Raw genomic sequence first — 16,662 nt, 5'->3', positions numbered from 1 at the left:
GGAGACCACCACCCTCTGGCCCAGGTGGATGCGCTGGGGGTGCCGAAGCACCACCCCGGCCCCAAAGGTGACCCCGCTGCCGCAGGAGCCGAACAAACGCGGCCACAGCAGCTTGCGCAGCACCAGGCCCAGGGCGCCCCGCAGGTTGGTCACCAGCATGCACAGCTCGAAGTAGATGAGGCGGCCCAGGGAGCGTGAGCCCACGATGAGCTCCTGGTAGCGCTTGAGGGCGCTGCCCCCGGAGGTGGCCATCTGGTGGGTCTTGTAGGATTCCTGCTTGGGCTCGGTCATGAAATTCCCTTGCTCAGCGGGAGGTTAGATTGCCTAGAAAAAGTATCACGCCCCCTGAAAGAAGTCTAGTTTTCGAAGAAGCGGCGGTGCCACAGGGCCGCGTTCATCAGGGCCCACAAGACGTGGTTGTGGTTGTGGGTGCCGGCCAAATGCTCGGACATGAGCCGGTCCACCGTGGCCCGGTTCATGAATTCGCTCACCAGGGGGCTGGTGGACAAGAGATCGCGCATCAGGGGCTGGAGCTGGTCGCGCAGCAGATTCTTCACCGGCAGAGAGTAGCCCTGCTTGCCCCGGAAAGCCACCCGGTCGGGCACCAGGCCCCGGATGGCCTGGCGGAGGATGTACTTGGTGGTGAAGCCCTTGAGCTTGAACCAGGAGGGCAGGCTGGCCGTGAACTCCACCACCTCGTGGTCCAGGAAGGGCACCCGAACCTCCAGGGAGGTGGACATGGACATCTTGTCCACCTTCATCAAGACGCTGTCGGCCATGGCCAGCTTGAGGTCCAGGTACACCTCGCGGTCCAGGCGGTCGGTGCTGTTGCAGGAGGAGAGCACCTTGCGGATGGGCGCGAAGGGGTCGTCGATGCCCACCTGGGCAGCCACCTCGGGCCGGAAAAGCTGCCCGGCCAGGGAGGGCGGCAGGAAGTACTGCCAGCGCAGATGCTCGCCGTCGCGGGGCAGGACGCAGCCCTCCAAAAAGCGCTTGGCCACGTTGATGGCGCCCTTCTTCTGGGGCTGGTCGGGCAAAAGGGAAGCCAGGCGGTTCAGGGTGGGGGCGCAGCCGGGCAAACGGCCCAAATACCCGGCGGCCTTGGAGGCCCGGAAGCGGTCGTAGCCCGCGAAGATCTCGTCGCCGCCCTCGCCGGAGAGCACCACGGTGGCGGTCTTCTTGGCCTCGCGGCAGATGAGCATCAGGGGAATGGCCGAGAGGTCGGTCATGGGCTCGTCGAGGTGATAAACCGCTGTCTCCAGGTCTTCCAAAGACAGGCCCTCGATCATCAGCACCGTCTGGTCGGTGCCGTAGTGCTGAGCCATGTCGTTGGCGTACTCCAGCTCGCTGAAGCTGGGGTCCGGGTAGGCGATGGAATAGGTGCGCAGATGCTCCACCCCCAGCTCGCGCATCAGGGCCACCACGGTGGTGGAGTCCAGGCCGCCGGAGAGGAACACGCCCAAAGGCACGTCGGACATGAGGCGGCGTTTCACCGCCAGGCGCAAGAGGCCGCGCAGCTCCTCCACCGCCTCCTCGGGGCGGGAGAAGCGGGGCGCGAACTTCACGTCCCAGTACTGCTTGTCCGTGAGCTGGCCGCTGGCCATGTCGAAGATGGCGTAGTGCCCCTGCTGGAGCTTGTTGATGCCCGCGAACAGGGTGCGCGGGGCGGGCACGTACTCGTAGCCCAGGTATTGGTAGAGCGCCTGGGGGTCCACCCGGCGCTCCAGGCCGGGCCAGGCCAACAGGGCCTTGATCTCGTTAGAGAAGATCAGCTTGTCGCCCGCGTGATGATAGTACAGGGGCTTGATGCCCAGGCGGTCGCGGCCCAGCATTATGCGGCGGTTTTTGCCGTCGAGCACCGCGAAGCAGAACATGCCGCTCAGGCGCTCGATGACCCCGGGCCCCCACTGCTCGTAGCCGTGCAAGACCACCTCGGAGTCGGAGTTGGAGGTGAACTGGTGGCCCGCGGCGATCAACTCCGAACGCAGGTCCAGGTGGTTGTAGATCTCGCCGTTGACCACCACGTAGACCTGGCCGTCCTCGTTGACCATGGGCTGGCGGCCGTTGGCCGAGAGGTCGATGATGGACAGCCGCGTCTGGCCCAGGGAGGCGCCGAAGGCGGTGATCTCGTGCCGGTCGTCCGGCCCCCGGTGGGTCAGCCGGTCGCCCATGGCCCGGATCAGCTCAGGGTCTTGCCAGGAAAATCCGTTGATGCCGCACATAGCGTCCTTCGCCGAGCCGGCCCGGAGGAAATCGCCGGGCGCTGGAAATGTGTAAGCCTAATGAAACCTGGCGTTTTGTGCAACATCCGAAGGTTTGACGGGGCCGGGGCCGGGTGATACCTTGAGCCCGTTAACCCCTCCGGGAGGCCGCTTGGGCAAATCCGCCAAAACCTGGTTGCGCATGGGCATAAGCCTGGGCCTGCTCGTGGTCCTGCTGGTGTTCTTCGTGGACCTGAAGCAGGCCGCGCGGGCCGTGGCCCACGCCCGCTGGGAATTCCTGGTTCTGCTCATCATTGCCTTCACCCTGGACCGCTGGCTCATGAGCTACAAGTGGCGCCTGCTGCTGCTCAGCCAGGGCTACGAGGCGGGGCACGGCGAGTCGCTCAAGGCCTATTATCTGGCTACCTTCGCGGGTTGCTTTTTGCCCAGCACCCTGGGGGCCGACGCGGTGCGGGTGGGGCTCTTCGCCAAGCCGGGCCGCCCCTCCCAGGCGGTGGCCGCCAGCATCTTCCTGGAGCGGGCCCTGGGTTTCGTGGCCGCCGCCCTGGCAGCGATCATCGGCCTGGTGCTCCTGGCGGGCATATCCACCGACCTGCCCGTCGAGTTCTTCTGGTGGTCCTTTGGGTTCCTGGGCGCCGCCTGTTTGGCGGTGATCCTCTCCTTCAGCGCCTGGGCGGGCCGTTTGCACGCCAGCGCCGCCGCCCGCTGGCGCGAGAAGAACAAGCTCCTGGCCTGGTTCTTCGACTTCGTGGCCGCCTACCATGCCTACCGCCACAAGCGCGGGGTGCTGCTCTGGTTCGTGTTCCTCTCCTTCCTGGAGCAGGGCGCGCCCATTGTCTTCAACTGGCTCACCGCCAAGGCCCTTCACATCGACCTGAGCCTCTTGCAGGCGGCGGCGGTGACCCCGGTGGTGTTCTTCCTGGCCCGCCTGCCGGTGAGCTTCTCCAGCTTCGGCGTCTTGGAAGGGCTCTACGTGGCCTTCTTCCGCCTGGTGGGGGTGGGAGCCACCCCGGCCTTCCTCATCGGCTTCCTGGTCAACGTGGGCTCCATGATCAGCGCTCTGCCAGCGGTGCCCATGTATCTGCGCGGCGGCATGCGTTCAGCCGCTGATCCGCCGCCCGATCCCGGGGCTTCTTGACGCTCCCCGGTGTGCGTGGTCTAATGGCTCTCAGGCTGGTTCCCGTCCCCAATCGCTGGTTTTATCGGAGCCTTATACCTTGGACCTAAGCCCCCTCCCCCCGGTGAGCGAACGCCACGGACCGCCCCCCTGGCTGATATGGCTGGTGGTGATCGTGTTGGGCGGCATCCTGGTCTGGCCCTGGCTCCAGGGGCGGGAGCTTAGGCGCATCGCGGCCCAAAAACGCATTGAAACCAATTGGCGGCCCGACTACCGCCTGCTGCCCCGTTTGGGCGTGGCCCACCAGCAGAGCGTGGCCAGCGGCGGAGCGCTCTCCCGCGATCAGCGCGACAAGCTCTGGAAGGAAGTGGAGGCCTACCAGGGCACCTACCCCGTGTTCTTCTGGATCGAGCTGGCTTGGCTGGAGGCCCGGGCCGGAGACCTCGACCGGGCCGGCCGCGCCCTGGAGAGGGCCAAACAGGACAACAAGCGCCTGTATCTGGACATGACTAGATCCCGCCTGTGGGACCCCTGGCGGGAGCGCTTCGGGCTGCCCTCAAGGTGAAAGCGCCGTCCCTAAAGTTCAACGGTTCGGGGCATCCCGTGGTGATGGCCGCCGGGGTGGCCTGGGGCCTGTTGGCCGCCACCCGCTGGGCGGTGGCCCTGGCCGCCACGGCCCACGGCGAAACGGCGGTGATCTGGCGGCTGCCCCCCTGGTACATCTGGCTGGGTTTGGGCGTGGGCGTCTGGGTCTTGCAGGCGCTGGTCGCGGCCTGGCAGACCCGCTGGCTGGCTCGCCAGGGCCTGGACAGATCCCGCGCCCGCCATCTGGCTGCCCTGGCCTGGCTGCCCTCCCTGGCCCTGTTTCTGGTGCCCCTGGCCGAGCTGTTGCCCCCCTTGCTGGGCACCAGCCTGGCCCCCCTGGCCCTGGCCCGCGAGGCCTGGCCCCTGGCCGCCCTGGCCGCCGCCGGGGTGGTGCTGGTGCAGACCCGCCTGGCCGCGCCGGACATCATCCGCAAGCGCGACGAGATTCACCGGGTGTGGCTATCGCCCATGGTGTTCTTCCTGGCCCTGGCGCTTTTCGCCGGGGTGGGGGCGCGCCTCACCACGGTGAGCAACCAAGTTGGCAAGTTCATGGGCGGCGACGAGCCGCAGTATCTGTTCAACACCCACAGCCTGGCCGTGGACCACGACCTGGATCTGGCCGAGAACATCTTCCTTCGGGAAAACTCCTATTTCATCGACCCGGCCAAGGTGATCGGCGGGCACGGAGGCTGGACCAAGGACGGGCGCTGGATATCCAAGCATCGCCCCGGCCTGCCGGTGCTCATGGCGCCGTTCTATTCCTGGGGCCTGTACCTGGGCCAGGGGCCGCGCAAAACCGCTACCATGGCCCTGTGGCTCCTGGCCGCCTGGATGGTCACCGAGGCGTTCTGGCTGGCCCGCCGCCAGAGCGGCCGCGACGGCCCGGCCTTGGTCTCGGCCGGGGCGGCGGCGCTGTGTCTGCCCACGCTCATCTACAGCAACCTGGCCTTCGCGGAGATCGGAGCCGCCGCCTTCGCGGTGAGCGCCTTCCGCTGTTTGGGCGCGGCCCAGCGCGGGCGCTGGGGCCTGATGCTCCTGGCCGGGGTGCTCACCGGATATCTGGCCTGGTTCCACGAACGTTTCGTGCTGCTGGCCCTTGTCCTGGGACTGTACTGCCTGTTCCGCCATTGGCGCTATTTCCGGGGCGTGCTGCTCTTCCTGCTGCCCTGCGTTCTTTCCGCCGGGCTCTTGCTGGCCTATTTCCAATACCTCTACGGCCATCCCTTCCCGGGCCAGGAGATCCACGCCCAGGGGCACTACCTCAATCCCCGGGGCATGTGGGAAGGCCTCAGCGGCCTGTGGCTGGACGCGGGCGAGGGGCTCCTGACCTACGGGGCTCTCTGGCTGGCCGCCCTGGCCGGGCTCTTCTGGCTACTCCGCCGCCGGGTGGGCGACGGCTTCTGGACCATCGTCATGGCCGGGGCGACCTACCTGATCGCCGGGCTCTTCGCGGACTGGCACGGCGGCATCAACCCGCCCTCGCGCTACCTGGTGGCGGCGGTGCCCTTCCTGGCCGTGGGCCTGGCCGCGGGCCTGCGCTGGGGCCCGCCGCGCTATGGGGTCTTCACCGCCGTGTTGGGCCTGGCCTCCCTGGGAGCCTCGTTCTGGGTGATGCGCTTCCCCTCGGCGGTGTACGGCCACAAGGTGGTGCTGGGCAGCGGGCTCCAGTTCCCACTCATCGAGAACCTCTTGCCCGCCTTCATCTACAACTACACCGCGCCCCAAGTGAACGCGGACCTGGCCCTGGTGTGGGCCTTCGTGGCCCTGGCCGCCTTGGTGGCCATGCAGCTGGGTAACCAGGTCTACGGACCTTCGCGGGCCCTGGCCGGCCTGTGCCTGGCCTTTGTCTTGGTGGGCGGAGCCGGGGCCCTGGCCGACCGCATCGGGGACGGCGTGCTAAACCTGAGCAACCCGGCCCAGCGGGTGGTGCTGTGGAACCGGCTCTCCGACCTACCCCCGGGCGGCGGCAGCCTGCACTTGGGGACCTCGGGCGTGGAGCCCTCGGCGCTCATGGAGCTGCCCCTGCCCCCGGCCCGCTACCAGCACGGCGCTGCCAAAACCGCGCCCGGCTCCAAGGAGGCCCTGGAGATCCCGGCCGGGGTCAAGCCCGGCCTCTACGTGTGGGGGCAGTATCTGGCCCTGCCGCCCGGCCGCTACCGGGCCGTGGCCCTGATCAAGAGCCCTTACCAGGGGCCGGAGCAGGCCGCCTGGCTAGACCTTAGCCAGGACAAGGGCCAGAGGATCATGACCGGCATCAAGCTGACCGGCGCTGAGCTGGGCAAGCCGGCGGCCATCGAGTTCAGCCTGAAACGCTGGGCCACCAACCTGGAGTTCCGGGTGGGGAGCACCGGCATTGCGCCGCTGAGGGTGGAGTCCATGGCCATCGTGAGGGTGGAGCCGTGAACGCCCAGGAGAAACGCGCCCCCGCCTGGCGGGCCGCCCTGGCCGTGGCCGCGCTGCTCTTGCTCCTGGCCCTGGCCCACACCTGGCCCCTGGCCGCGCACTGGAACGGCTCCATCCCCTACGTGTACCATCCCTCGCCCGGCTGGGAGCTGGTGCCGGAGATGCCCGGCGACCACTTGCAGTTCTATTACTGGTCCTGGCTCTTCGGGGACAACCTCTTCGGGGCTTCGAGCTTTCCTTCCAACCCCTACGAGTTCAACACCTGGCTGAACCCTGGGGGCACCGCGCTCTACGCCAATTTCCCCTTCTCCCTGCTCTACCTGGCCTTCCAGCCCTTGGGCAGCCTATGGGCCTATAACGCGGTGACCATCCTTTGCTATCTGCTGGCCGGGCTGGCCGCCTTCGCCCTGGGCCGCCGCCTGCTGGGCAGCGCCCTGGCCGCCCTGCCCCTGGCCTTGATCTACGCCCTACTGCCCTTCCGCGCCTCGCAGAGCCTCTCGGGCCACCTCTACGGCTTCATCGCCTTCATGCTTCCCCTGACCCTTTGGCTGCTGGAGGAAGGCTGGGCGCGGCGCTCCTGGCTCTGGGGGGCCCTGGGCGGCCTGTGCCTGACGGCCGTGGGGCTCATGGAAGGGCATTTGCTCTTCTACAGCACCCTGGCCCTGGGGCTCTACGTGCCGCTCCGGCTGCTGACCATGGGCCGCGCGGAGCAACCGGACAGCGGCGAGGACGCCTACTCGCCCGCCGCCGCCTGGTGGGTGGCCGGGGCCGGGTCGGCCTTGGGGCTAAGCCTGCACCTGGCCGCCGCGCGAGGCGGGGGCGTGGGCTGGAGCCAGCTGCCGCTGAGCCTGGGCTTGGGCCTGGTGCTGCTCTGGTGCGTGTGGCTGCTCTTGGCCTGGCTGGCCGCCGGGCTGAGCAAGCTGCCCACCGGCCAAGCCCGCGCCCTCATCGCCAAGGGCCTGGCTCCCTTGATCCTCAGCCCGCTCTACGCGGTGCAGTTCTGGCTGGACGCACCCCACCTGGGCAAGGTGATCGTGGCCGCGCTGCTCCTCTGGGGGGCCTGGCGCTGTGTGCCGCCCCTGTGGCGGGCGCGCTCCTGGCCCGGCCTGCCCGTGGGCACTTGGCCCCCGCTCGTCGCCTTGGGCCTGGGCTGGGGCTTGGGGGTGGCGGCCATGCTGGTGCAAAAGGCCCGGGTGCTGGACGCCTCCATCGCCAGCAAGGGGCGCTCCCTGGGCGAGGTCAAGCTCTTCGCGCCCCAGACCGCGGACCTGTTCCGCATCTCCCCGGCCCATTCCGAGCAGGTGGTCTATCTGGGCCTGGTGCTCCTGGTGCTGGCCGGGGCGGGGCTGCTGCTCTTGGCCTTCAGCCGCCGCCAAGGCGGGGCCGCGCCCCTGTGGGCCGGGCTGGGGCTGGTGTCCGCCCTGCTCTGCCTGGGGCCCAACCTGCCCCAGCTGCCGCTCTACGCCTGGCTCTACGACCACGTGCCCTTTTTCAACTACCCCCGGGTGCCCGGCCGCATCGTCATCTTCGCGGTGCTGTTCATGGGCCTGTTGGGCGGCTGGGCCCTGGGCCAGCTGGCCCGCGCCTGGGGCAGCCGCAAGGGCGCGGCGGCCCTGTTGGCCGTGCTGGTGGCTCTGTTGGTGGCCTGGGACTTCTGGCCGGCCAAGCAGCCCGGCCTCTGCCTGATCGCCCCTCCCGGCCCCCTGGCCGCGCAGGTGAAAAAGAGCCTGCCCATGGGGCCCGACGCGCCGCAGAGAGTCTTGGGCCTGCCCATCTGGCCGGGCGACTCGCATCAGTCCTCGGCCTATGATCTGCTCATCGTCCAGACCCGGGCCAAGATGGTCAACGGATATTCGCCCCAGGTGCCCCAGGCCTATGTGGACCAGGTGTTCTGGCCGCTCTACCCCCTGGACTTCGGCTGGGTGACGCCAGCGGCGCGGGAGGTGCTGGACAAGCTCAAGGTGGGGCTGGTGGCGTTCTACGAAGACGAGGAGGTCTACACCCGCAAGGTGTCGCCCTTCCCGCCCGAGCTGGCCCGCCGCCGCCTGGCGGCCAGCGGCCTGCTACGGCCCACCCTGCAAGCGGGCAACGTGTGGCTCATGGAGCCCACCGGCCTTAAGGGACCGGCCCGCGACGCCACGACCGAGGTCTCGCCCATCACCAGCCTGTGGGAGGGCGAGTGGCTGCGGGGCAAGGTGGGACGGGTGATCGAGGAACGCGGGGCCTCGGGCTGGGGCCTGATGTTCGAAGAAGCCGCCGCCCTGGGCGGTCCCCTGGGGCCGCGCCTGCCGCGCGCCGGGGGCAACCTGCGCGCCGCCACTCCAGGCGTGGACCCACCGGGCTGGCTGAGCCGGGGGCCGGGACGGCCCTTCCCGCCGGGGGATTACGTGGCCCGCTTCCGCCTGCGCCGGGGGCCGGGCCCGGCCGACGCGGGCCGGGTGGAGGTCTGCGACGCGGGCACCGGGCGGCTGCTCTCGGCCACTGACCTATCGCCCGAGATCCTGCCCGTGGACGGCCAGTGGCACGACGTGGCCGTGCCCTTCCGCTTGGATGAAGTGGCCCCCTTGGACCTGCGCACCGGATACAACGGCAAGGCGGCTTTGGCCCTGGACGTGGTGCTGATCAACTTCGCGGGCATGGAGCGCACCCAGGGATTCTACCCGGCCAGCCGCTTGTGGCGCCAAACCGGCGAGCTGGTGGCCGACTCCCGCGTGCCCACCGGCCTGGCGGTGCGCGGCCGGGCGGGCTGGCACCCGCCGCTGTACCTCATGCACGGGCCACAGCAGACCTACGCGCCGGGACGCTACGAGGCCCGCTTCCGCCTGGCCGGGGAAGGCGCGCTCCCCGCCGGGGCTCTGGTGGCCAGCCTGGTGGTGGCCACGGACCTGGGACGGCTGCCCCTGGCCCTAAAGCCGGTGCGCGGCCGCGATCTGTCCGCTGATTATCAGGAGATCGTGGTGCCCTTCGAGCTCAAGCGCCGGGCCGAGCTGGGCCTTCGGGTGCGCTTCGAGCAGGGCGGCACCCTGCGGGTGGCCGGAGCCTCGGTGCGCCCCCTGCCCTAGCCTTACTGCACTTCGATTTCAGCCAGGTTCACGTCGCGGCCGCCCTTGTCCTCGCCGCCCACGATCTCCACCGCCTCGGGGGACAGCTCCGGGTCCCACAACCCCAGCACCACCTTGTACTTGCCCTTGGGCGCGTCGGCCGGGATATCCAGGCTGAAGTCCTCGCGCACCACCCGGCCCGGCCTCAGGGCGGGCATGGCCATTCGGGCGTGGTCCAGATGGTGGTCGTAGTTCAGGGTGCGCCCCGGGCCGCGCAAATGCAGGTAGATGGTGTAGTCCAGGGGCACCGGCTGCCAGGCCCGCCAGTAGAAGTTGATCTCCAGCTTGCCGCCGGGCTTCACCTTGGCCTTGGGCAGGTCGTAGCCCAGGAGGGTGAGGCCGTCGGCAAAGCGGCTGACCCGCTGCAAGGAAGGCCGCAGATGGCTCAGGTTTTCCTCCACCCGGGCCAGGTCTTCCTTTTTGCTCAGCGCCTTGTACAGCGCGGCCACCTGCTCCAGCTGGTCCGGGAAGGCGCGGTAGGCTTCCTCGGCGCGCACCGCCACCACATAGGCCGCCTCCAGCTGGCCCACCTCCACCAGGGACTTGGCCAGGGGCAAATAGGCAGCCGATGAGCCGGGAGCCAGCTTCAGCTCTCCCTGAAAGGCATCCACCGCTGCCTGGTACCGCTTGTTGCGCAAGGCCACCAGCCCTCGGGCGTTCTGATACCAGGCCAGCACCGCGCGCATGTGGGCCCGGATGTCGGCCCCCAGAACCAACTTCTCCAGGTTCAGGGTTTGGCGGGTGGTGAACTCCAGGCGCAGCTCCAGGCGGGTGCCGTCGTCCTCCAGCACGAAGGGCAGGCTCACCTTGCCGCCCCCCAGGTCTCCGGCAGTGATGTCCTTTTGGGCCACCAGGCTGGCGCCCACGGCGGCCCAGGCCCAGATTGAGGCACGGGCCAGCACTTGGCGGGGCTCTCCGCCCGGCGGGGCCTTGAGGCTCAGCTCGGCCCGCCAGCTGCCCTGGGGCCAATGCGCGGACGGGCGCATCACCAGGATGGCGCCCGGCTGGCCGTGGTGACGGTAGAAGCTGCCGGTGTAGCCCCGGCCGCTCAGGCTTACCGGACGACCGTCGGCCAAGCACAGGGGCCCGCGCAGCTCGTAGGTCTTGGAGGTGGCCTGGCGCAGCAGGCCGGGATGATAGCCTGTGACCCGGCCCAGCTTGGCGTCCCACTCCGGTCCGGGCTCGCCCGCGGCCAACGCGGCGTACTCCCAGGCCACCCGCCCGTCCAAGCGCGAGAGAACCTGGGCGGCCCGCTCGGTCTTGCCCCCTCTGGCCAGGGCCCCGGCCCACATGGCCAGGGCCTCGAAGCTCTCGTCGCCCGCCGCCGCCTGGCCGAGCCAGCGCCCGGCGGCTTCCCACCGCCCGGCCTCCAGCTCCTGCTTGCCCAAGAGCACGGGGTCCGACACCAGGCGGGTGTAGAGGGAATCCCCCTCCACCAGTTCCACTCCCAGGGGATAGAGCCCGGAGACCACCGGCGGCCAGGCCCTGGCGGGCAGCACCAGGTCGCGCTGCTGGCCGGGGTAGAGCACCAGGGAGTCGCGGGGCCACAGCCCCCGGCTCAGGCGCACCCGGGCCAGGCCCTCGCCCAGGTTGCGCAGTCGGAGGCCCAATGATCTCAGGCTGCCCGAGGGGTGCAGCACCCGGCGGGCGCGGCCGCCCGCCCCGGCCAGCAGGGCCCCGGAGGCATCGCGGCTATAGGCGGGGTTGTCCAGATAGACCAGGGCGTAGGGCCGTTCCAGGCCCACCAGGGGCCGGGGCAGGGCCAGGGGCACCAGCACCTCGCGCCGCGCCTGGGGGGCGTAAACGCTCAGCGGCGGGTTCAGGCCCACCGGGAAGCCGGTGCGCGCGGCCCAGGGCCCCTCTTCCCAGCCCGGGCTGAACAAAAAGCGCTTGAGGGGCTGGCGGCGGGCCAGCTCGTCCCCGGCCGGGCCCGGGGCGCGGGAGGCGTGGTTGACTACCAGATAGTCCTGGCCCGGAGGCATTCCCGGGCGCCATTGGCGGGCCCCGGCGAACAGGTCCAGGGGCGCGCCGGGCCCCAGGAGTACCCGGGCCTTGGGCGGGAGGTTGTGCCCCAGCCAGGCGCGGGCCGCCGCCGGAGTTCCCTGCTGCCAGAAAAGATAGCTGACTCCGGCCGAGCGCCAGCCGCCCAGCACCACGACGGCCGCCAGCAGGCAGGCCACCGCGGCCACCTGCCAGGCAAAAGCGGGCAAGCGGCGGCAGAGCAGCACCAGGGGCCAGGCCGCCGCCGCGGCCAGGCCGGGCAGCCAGGCGGCGGTCCAGGCCTGGGCGTCCAGGCCGTTGGGCACCAGGCCCAGCACGATCATGGGCAGCGGGGCCAGGGCCACCACCAGGCGGCGCTTGAGACCCCGCCGGATGAGCACCGCCACGCCCAATATCCACAGCACGCACAGCACCAGGCCCTCGGGGCCCAGGAGCAGGCGGCCCTGACCGGCCAGACGGGCCAGGCCCCGGGCCAGCCAGGGCTGGATCGGACCGGCCAGGGAAAGGCCTTCCGCCGCCGTGCGGCTCGCCTCCCAGGGCTGGAGCCACAGGCCCGGCGCGCCCAGGGCCAAGCCCAGCACCAGCCCGGCCAGCAGGCACAGGGGCCAGAGCAGCCAGCGCCGCGAGAGCGAGGCCCGCGTGCTCAAGGCGGCCATGGCCACGGCGGCCAGGCCCACCGGCCACACGCCCAGGCCCAGGGTGTGGGTGGCCGCGGCCAGGCCCATGACCAGGCCCAGGCCAGCCCACAGGCCGGGGCGGGGGCGCTCCATGACCAGCCAGGCCAGCCAGGCGGAGAGCAACAGGAGCAGGCCCAGGCCGGCGGACACGCACAGGTAATGGCTTTGGGCCACCAGCAGGGGGCTCACCGCCACCAGGGCGGCGGCCAGGAGCCCGGTGGCCACGCTGTCGAAGCAGCGGCGGCCCAGGAGATAGGCCAGGGGTATCTGGGCCGCGCCCAGCAGGGCGGCGGTGAGGCGGCCGGCCAGGCGGGGGTCCAGAGCCAGCTCGGCCATGAAGCGGGTCTCGCCGGTGAGCAGGCTCAGGCCCCCGGCCAAGAGGGTGGCCGCGCCCTGCACCAGGGCGGCCAGGGAGAAAAAGGCCTGGGGCCACAGGCCGGGCCAGAAGGGCTGGCTCCAGCTCAGGGAGTCGATGGCCCGCCAGCCCCAGTCCTCGGCCATGTCCCCGCCCGGAGGCGGAGCCTCCCAGGCCAGGCCCCAGAGCCGGAGCGCCAGGCCCAACAAAAGCAGCGCGGCCAAAACCGCGCGGCGGGGAGGTATGTGCCGGATCAGACTCATGCCGGTTCATTGTGCGGCCGGGCCGCCGCCGGGGTCAAGCGGCGGCGGCCCGGATTATGACATGGGGAGCGGTCTAGAAAAGGCTTTCCATGGCGCCGTAGGAGCAGGCGGCCAGGCAGGCCTCGCACATGATGCAATGGGAAGCCTCGAACACCACCTCGTCGCTCTCGGGGTCCACGGTGAGCGCGTCGGTGGGGCAAACCCCGGTGCAGGCGGTGCAGTTTATGCAGCGGTCGCTGTAGTGGCGGATCTCCTGGATCAGGGTGTCCACTTGCACGCCCTGGTTCTCCAGGTAGGCCACTCCGGCGCTGATGCTCTCCGGAGTGCCGGAAAGCTCGGCCACGATGCGCCCCTGCTCACGGGGCTGGATGCGCGCCCGGAGGAGGTTCACCTCCAGGTCGTATTTGCGGATCAGGTTGCTGGTCACCGGCTCATGAATGAGCAGGGGGGGGAAGCTGAATACCAGTTTTTTCTTGGCCACGGCGGTCTATCCCTTCTCTTGCCTGATGATGCCTATGCCAGAGCCTCGGCCAGGGTGGCCCCGGGCAGGGCGGCCACCGGACGCGCGAGCAGGAACTGGCCCGCTTCGATGCGGCGCTTGAGCTCGCCGGCGATCTGGCGGCCCCGCGCCCGGCTAGCCATGCCGCCGGTGGGAACGCTCTTGCCGTCGATCTCGATGCTTCCGCTCATAAGCTGGGCCATGCTCACCCGGCCCAGATCGGCCGAGCGCCCCAGGGGATAGTTTTCGGAGTAATCCACAATGGGATAGGTGATGTCCTCGTCGCTCACCGCGCACTGGGCCATCACCTGCTCGTCCACCACCGGGATGGGCAGGCCGTAGCCCACGGCCAGGGAGGCGCCGTAGCCCACGATGGAGGCGGCCCTGAGATAGGCCGGGTCCATCTCCTTGAGGTTGCCGATCAGGGCCAGGGTGGCCGAGGGGCTGGCCGGCAGGCCGCCTTCCAGGCGCGCGGGCTCGGGCACGTGCTGGGTGCCGGGCCAGGCCACATAGCCCTGGGCCCCGCAGAAGAACACCCTGGTGCCGATGCCCACGGTGCGCAGCTCGGGGTCGTTGAGCAAGGGGCTCAGGGCCCCGGTGGTGCCGAAGTTGGCGTTGCCCAGGCGGCCCTTGAGCACGCCCATGTAGGTGTAGATGGTGCGCTTGGAGAAGTTCACCGCCACGTTGTAGAGCTGGTAGGAGTTGCGCGGGTTGAACATCACCGCGTCGTTGAGGTCGTCCAGGCCGAGCTCGGCCGTATACTCCTTGCGGGGGTAGCAGTCGGTGCCGTAGGTCTTCACCTCCAGCTTGACCTTCTCCCCCTTGACCAGCTTTTCGATGATGTGGGCCCCGCCGTATTTGAACAGGCCGGGGTACACCGCGTTGCGGGGCCCGTCCTCGGGCAGAGCCGTGCAGCCCAGCATGATGTCCGCGGCGGCCCAGCCGGCATAGGCGGGGACGCCATCCACCAGCACGCGCCCGCCGCCGCACTTGATCTTGGGCGTGGTCTGCTTGATGTTGAAATAAATCCCCGAGGAGCACATGGGGCCGAAGGTCCCGGTGGTCACAACGTCCACCATTCGGGCCGCCTCCTTGACGCCCCGTTCCTTCACGATGCCCACGACCTCTTCGGCCGTGGCCACCACCACCTTGCCCGCCTTGATCTTGGCGTTTATCTCCTCGATGGATCTCATGGTCGCACTCCTAATGATGCCTGCTTGAACGATGCCTGCCTAGTTGGCCGCCTCCGGCGCGACCGCGAGGCAGACGTGGTTTTTCTCCTTCTGGCGCTCCACCATCTGGGCCAGGGAGATGTTGGACAAGAAATCTACCAGAAGCTGGCCCATGTCACCCCAGACCATGTGCACGGTGCAGCCGCCCACCCGGTCGCAGTAGTTGGCGTCCTGCACGCACTCCACCGGGGCCAGGGGGCCTTCCAAGCTGCGTACGATGTCGTAAAGGGAGATGGCGGAGGGGTCGCTGGAAAGCAGATAGCCGCCCCGGGCGCCGCGCACGCTCTTGACCAAGCCCGCGCCCTTGAGGGGAATGAGCAATTGCTCCAGGTACTTGGCGGAAATCTCCTGGCGCGCGGCCAGGTCACGCAAGGGCACCGGGCCCTTGCCGGTATTCATGGCCAACTCGAGCATGGCCCTGACGCCGTAACGTCCTCTTGTGGATAGTTTCATGGTGTTCCTCTATTGGTTGCTTGGCAGCGATTCCTCTATCCAGGCGGAGCCCAACATGGCCTCGCCGCGGAAGAATACCGCCAGTTGTCCGGGCGCCACCGCGCCCTGGGGTTTTTCAAAAAGCGCCTCCACCTTCTCCCCTTGCCGCCGCGCCCGGCAGGGCACTCCGGCGTGGGAGTAGCGGAAGCGCACCGAAATAGTCTCGTCCTCGCCCGGCTCCAGGAACCAGCGGGCGCCGACGCCCTTCAGGCCCCGGGTGGCCAGCTCCGGCTTGGGGCCCACCCTCACCGCCGCCCGCTCGCCGTCCAGGCCGGTGACGTACACCGGGGCGCCCAAAGCCAGGCCCAGGCCCCGGCGCTGGCCCACGGTGAACTGGTGCAGGCCCTGGTGCCTTCCCAGCACCTTGCCCCCGGCGTCTTCCAGGTTGCCGGGGCGCACCATGCGGCGCGCGGCCATGAACTCGTCCCACCCGCCGGGGGGCAGGAAGCAGGCGTCCTGGCTCTCGGACCGCTCGGCCGCCTCCAGGCCCGCCTCGGCGGCCATGGCGCGCACCTGCTCCTTGTCCATCTCTCCCAGGGGGAAACGCAGGCGGGGCAAAAGCGACGGGCTCACGCGGGCCAGAAAGTAGGCCTGACTCTTGGCCCGGTGGCCTGCCTCGGCCAACAGGCGAATCCCCCCTTGCTCCACCAGACGGGCGTAATGTCCGGTGGCCAGGGCCTCGCAACCACGCTCTTGGGCGGCTTGCCACAACAGGGGGAGCTTGACCCGGGCGTTGCACCAGGCGCAGGGGTTGGGGGTGCGGCCGGCGGCGTAGGCCTGGGCCACCGGGGCCAGTACCTGCCGCTCAAAGGGCCCGTTCACCTCCACCACCCGGTGGGGCAGGCCCAACTGGTCCGCCGCGCGGGCCCCGGCTTGCCAGCCTTGGTCCGGCCCGGCCCCCAAGCGCAGACTGAGCCCCAAAAGCTGGTGCCCGGCCCGCTGCAATAAAAGCGCGGCCAGGGAGGAGTCCACCCCTCCGCTCATGGCCACCGCTATCACGCCCAACGTCTCATCCTCCCTGCTGTAATTCATATCATCGGCATGGTCATTAGGGAGAATATGAATATATAGGCAGGGATTTTAGCTGTCAAACAAAAAACCTTGAATATCCGTATGGAATATTACCATTGGCGCGGCCCGCATCGGCGGCCCCGCTCTAACCGGACAAACTAACTAACTTTTTATACTAGGTAATCGGGACAGATTATCTCGGTGGACTTGCTGGGCATTCGGCGGGTCAGCCGGACCCTGCTAACGCTTGAGGGCGCGGGCCATCTCCCGGTCCTGTTCGCGCTTTTTAATGGCCGCCCGCTTGTCGTGGCGCTTCTTGCCCTTGGCCAAGGCCAGCTCCAGCTTGGCCCTGCCCCGCTTGAAGTACATGGCCACGGGGATGAGGCTGTAGCCCTGCTCGGCCAACTTGCCGGTGAGGCGCTTGATCTCCCGCTTGTGCAATAGGAGCTTGCGCGGCCGGGTGGGGTCGTGGTTGTCGTAGTAGGCAAAGGGATAGGGCTGGATCTGGCAGCCCACCAGCCACACCTCGCCGTTTTTGATGCGCGCGTAGGCCTCGCCCAGGCTGGCCTTGCCCATGCGAAGAGACTTGACCTCCGTGCCGGTGAGAACCAGGCCCGCCTCGAAGCGGTCGCTTAGCTCGTAATCGAAACGGGCCTTCTTGTTGCGCGCGATGATTTTGATCTGGCCGCCTTCCATGGAGCGCC

The 16,662-nt window shown here is 69.2% G+C and carries 11 protein-coding genes; 4 read left to right on the top strand and 7 right to left on the bottom strand.

The window, feature by feature from the left end; genetic code table 11:
- Nucleotides 1-356: 356 nt before the first annotated feature.
- The gene (gene asnB, locus KQH53_04760) at nt 357-2,222 is read right to left on the bottom strand and encodes an asparagine synthase (glutamine-hydrolyzing) (GenBank protein MCB2225969.1); all 1,866 of its coding nucleotides are present in this window, start codon (nt 2,220-2,222) and stop codon (nt 357-359) included.
- A gap of 151 nt (nt 2,223-2,373) precedes the next feature.
- Here asnB and KQH53_04755 point away from each other — a divergent pair, with 151 nt between their 5' ends.
- From KQH53_04755 to KQH53_04740, 4 genes are all read left to right on the top strand, one after another.
- The gene (locus KQH53_04755) at nt 2,374-3,360 is read left to right on the top strand and encodes a flippase-like domain-containing protein (GenBank protein MCB2225968.1); all 987 of its coding nucleotides are present in this window, start codon (nt 2,374-2,376) and stop codon (nt 3,358-3,360) included.
- Between the two features lie 79 nt (nt 3,361-3,439).
- The gene (locus KQH53_04750; protein ID MCB2225967.1) at nt 3,440-3,904 is read left to right on the top strand and encodes a hypothetical protein; all 465 of its coding nucleotides are present in this window, start codon (nt 3,440-3,442) and stop codon (nt 3,902-3,904) included.
- Nucleotides 3,901-6,327, top strand: coding sequence for a hypothetical protein (locus KQH53_04745; protein ID MCB2225966.1), 2,427 nt, complete (start codon nt 3,901-3,903; stop codon nt 6,325-6,327). The genes KQH53_04750 and KQH53_04745 overlap by 4 nt, the downstream gene beginning before the upstream one ends.
- Entirely contained in the window at nt 6,324-9,389 is a 3,066-nt protein-coding gene (locus KQH53_04740) for a hypothetical protein (GenBank protein MCB2225965.1), read from the top strand. Before KQH53_04745 ends, KQH53_04740 begins: the two co-directional genes overlap by 4 nt.
- 2 nt (nt 9,390-9,391) lie before the next feature.
- Here the strand turns inward: KQH53_04740 and KQH53_04735 are convergent, their stop codons facing one another.
- The 6 genes from KQH53_04735 to smpB all read right to left on the bottom strand — a co-directional run bounded on the left by KQH53_04735 (nt 9,392) and on the right by smpB (nt 16,654).
- The gene (locus KQH53_04735; protein ID MCB2225964.1) at nt 9,392-12,724 is read right to left on the bottom strand and encodes a glycosyltransferase family 39 protein; all 3,333 of its coding nucleotides are present in this window, start codon (nt 12,722-12,724) and stop codon (nt 9,392-9,394) included.
- 73 nt (nt 12,725-12,797) lie between these two features.
- Nucleotides 12,798-13,205: a 4Fe-4S binding protein gene (locus KQH53_04730; GenBank protein MCB2225963.1), complete on the bottom strand. Its 408-nt coding sequence runs from the start codon at nt 13,203-13,205 to the stop codon at nt 12,798-12,800.
- 32 nt (nt 13,206-13,237) lie between these two features.
- Entirely contained in the window at nt 13,238-14,416 is a 1,179-nt protein-coding gene (locus KQH53_04725; protein MCB2225962.1) for a homocysteine biosynthesis protein, read from the bottom strand.
- Nucleotides 14,417-14,455: 39 nt separating this feature from the next.
- Nucleotides 14,456-14,908, bottom strand: coding sequence for an Rrf2 family transcriptional regulator (locus KQH53_04720; protein ID MCB2225961.1), 453 nt, complete (start codon nt 14,906-14,908; stop codon nt 14,456-14,458).
- 9 nt (nt 14,909-14,917) lie between these two features.
- Nucleotides 14,918-15,952: a tRNA 2-thiouridine(34) synthase MnmA gene (gene mnmA / locus KQH53_04715; GenBank protein MCB2225960.1), complete on the bottom strand. Its 1,035-nt coding sequence runs from the start codon at nt 15,950-15,952 to the stop codon at nt 14,918-14,920.
- A gap of 246 nt (nt 15,953-16,198) precedes the next feature.
- Nucleotides 16,199-16,654, bottom strand: a complete 456-nt coding sequence (gene smpB / locus KQH53_04710; protein ID MCB2225959.1) for an SsrA-binding protein SmpB — start codon at nt 16,652-16,654, stop codon at nt 16,199-16,201.
- Nucleotides 16,655-16,662 lie beyond the last annotated feature (8 nt).

The organism is Desulfarculaceae bacterium, from assembly GCA_020444545.1.
Taxonomy (GTDB): Bacteria; Desulfobacterota; Desulfarculia; order Desulfarculales; family Desulfarculaceae; genus Desulfoferula.
The sequence above is the reverse complement of the archived record's forward strand: the minus strand, read 5'-3'. Positions and strand labels throughout refer to the sequence as shown.

Bases quoted from the DNA above. Each gene is read 5' to 3' on its own strand.
- KQH53_04725 (MCB2225962.1), bottom strand. From the start codon at position 14,416: ATGAGATCCATCGAGGAGATAAACGCCAAGATCAAGGCGGGCAAGGTG.
- smpB (MCB2225959.1), bottom strand. From the start codon at position 16,654: ATGGAAGGCGGCCAGATCAAAATCATCGCGCGCAACAAGAAGGCCCGT.
- KQH53_04735 (MCB2225964.1), bottom strand. From the start codon at position 12,724: ATGAGTCTGATCCGGCACATACCTCCCCGCCGCGCGGTTTTGGCCGCG.
- asnB (MCB2225969.1), bottom strand. From the start codon at position 2,222: ATGTGCGGCATCAACGGATTTTCCTGGCAAGACCCTGAGCTGATCCGG.
- KQH53_04720 (MCB2225961.1), bottom strand. From the start codon at position 14,908: ATGAAACTATCCACAAGAGGACGTTACGGCGTCAGGGCCATGCTCGAG.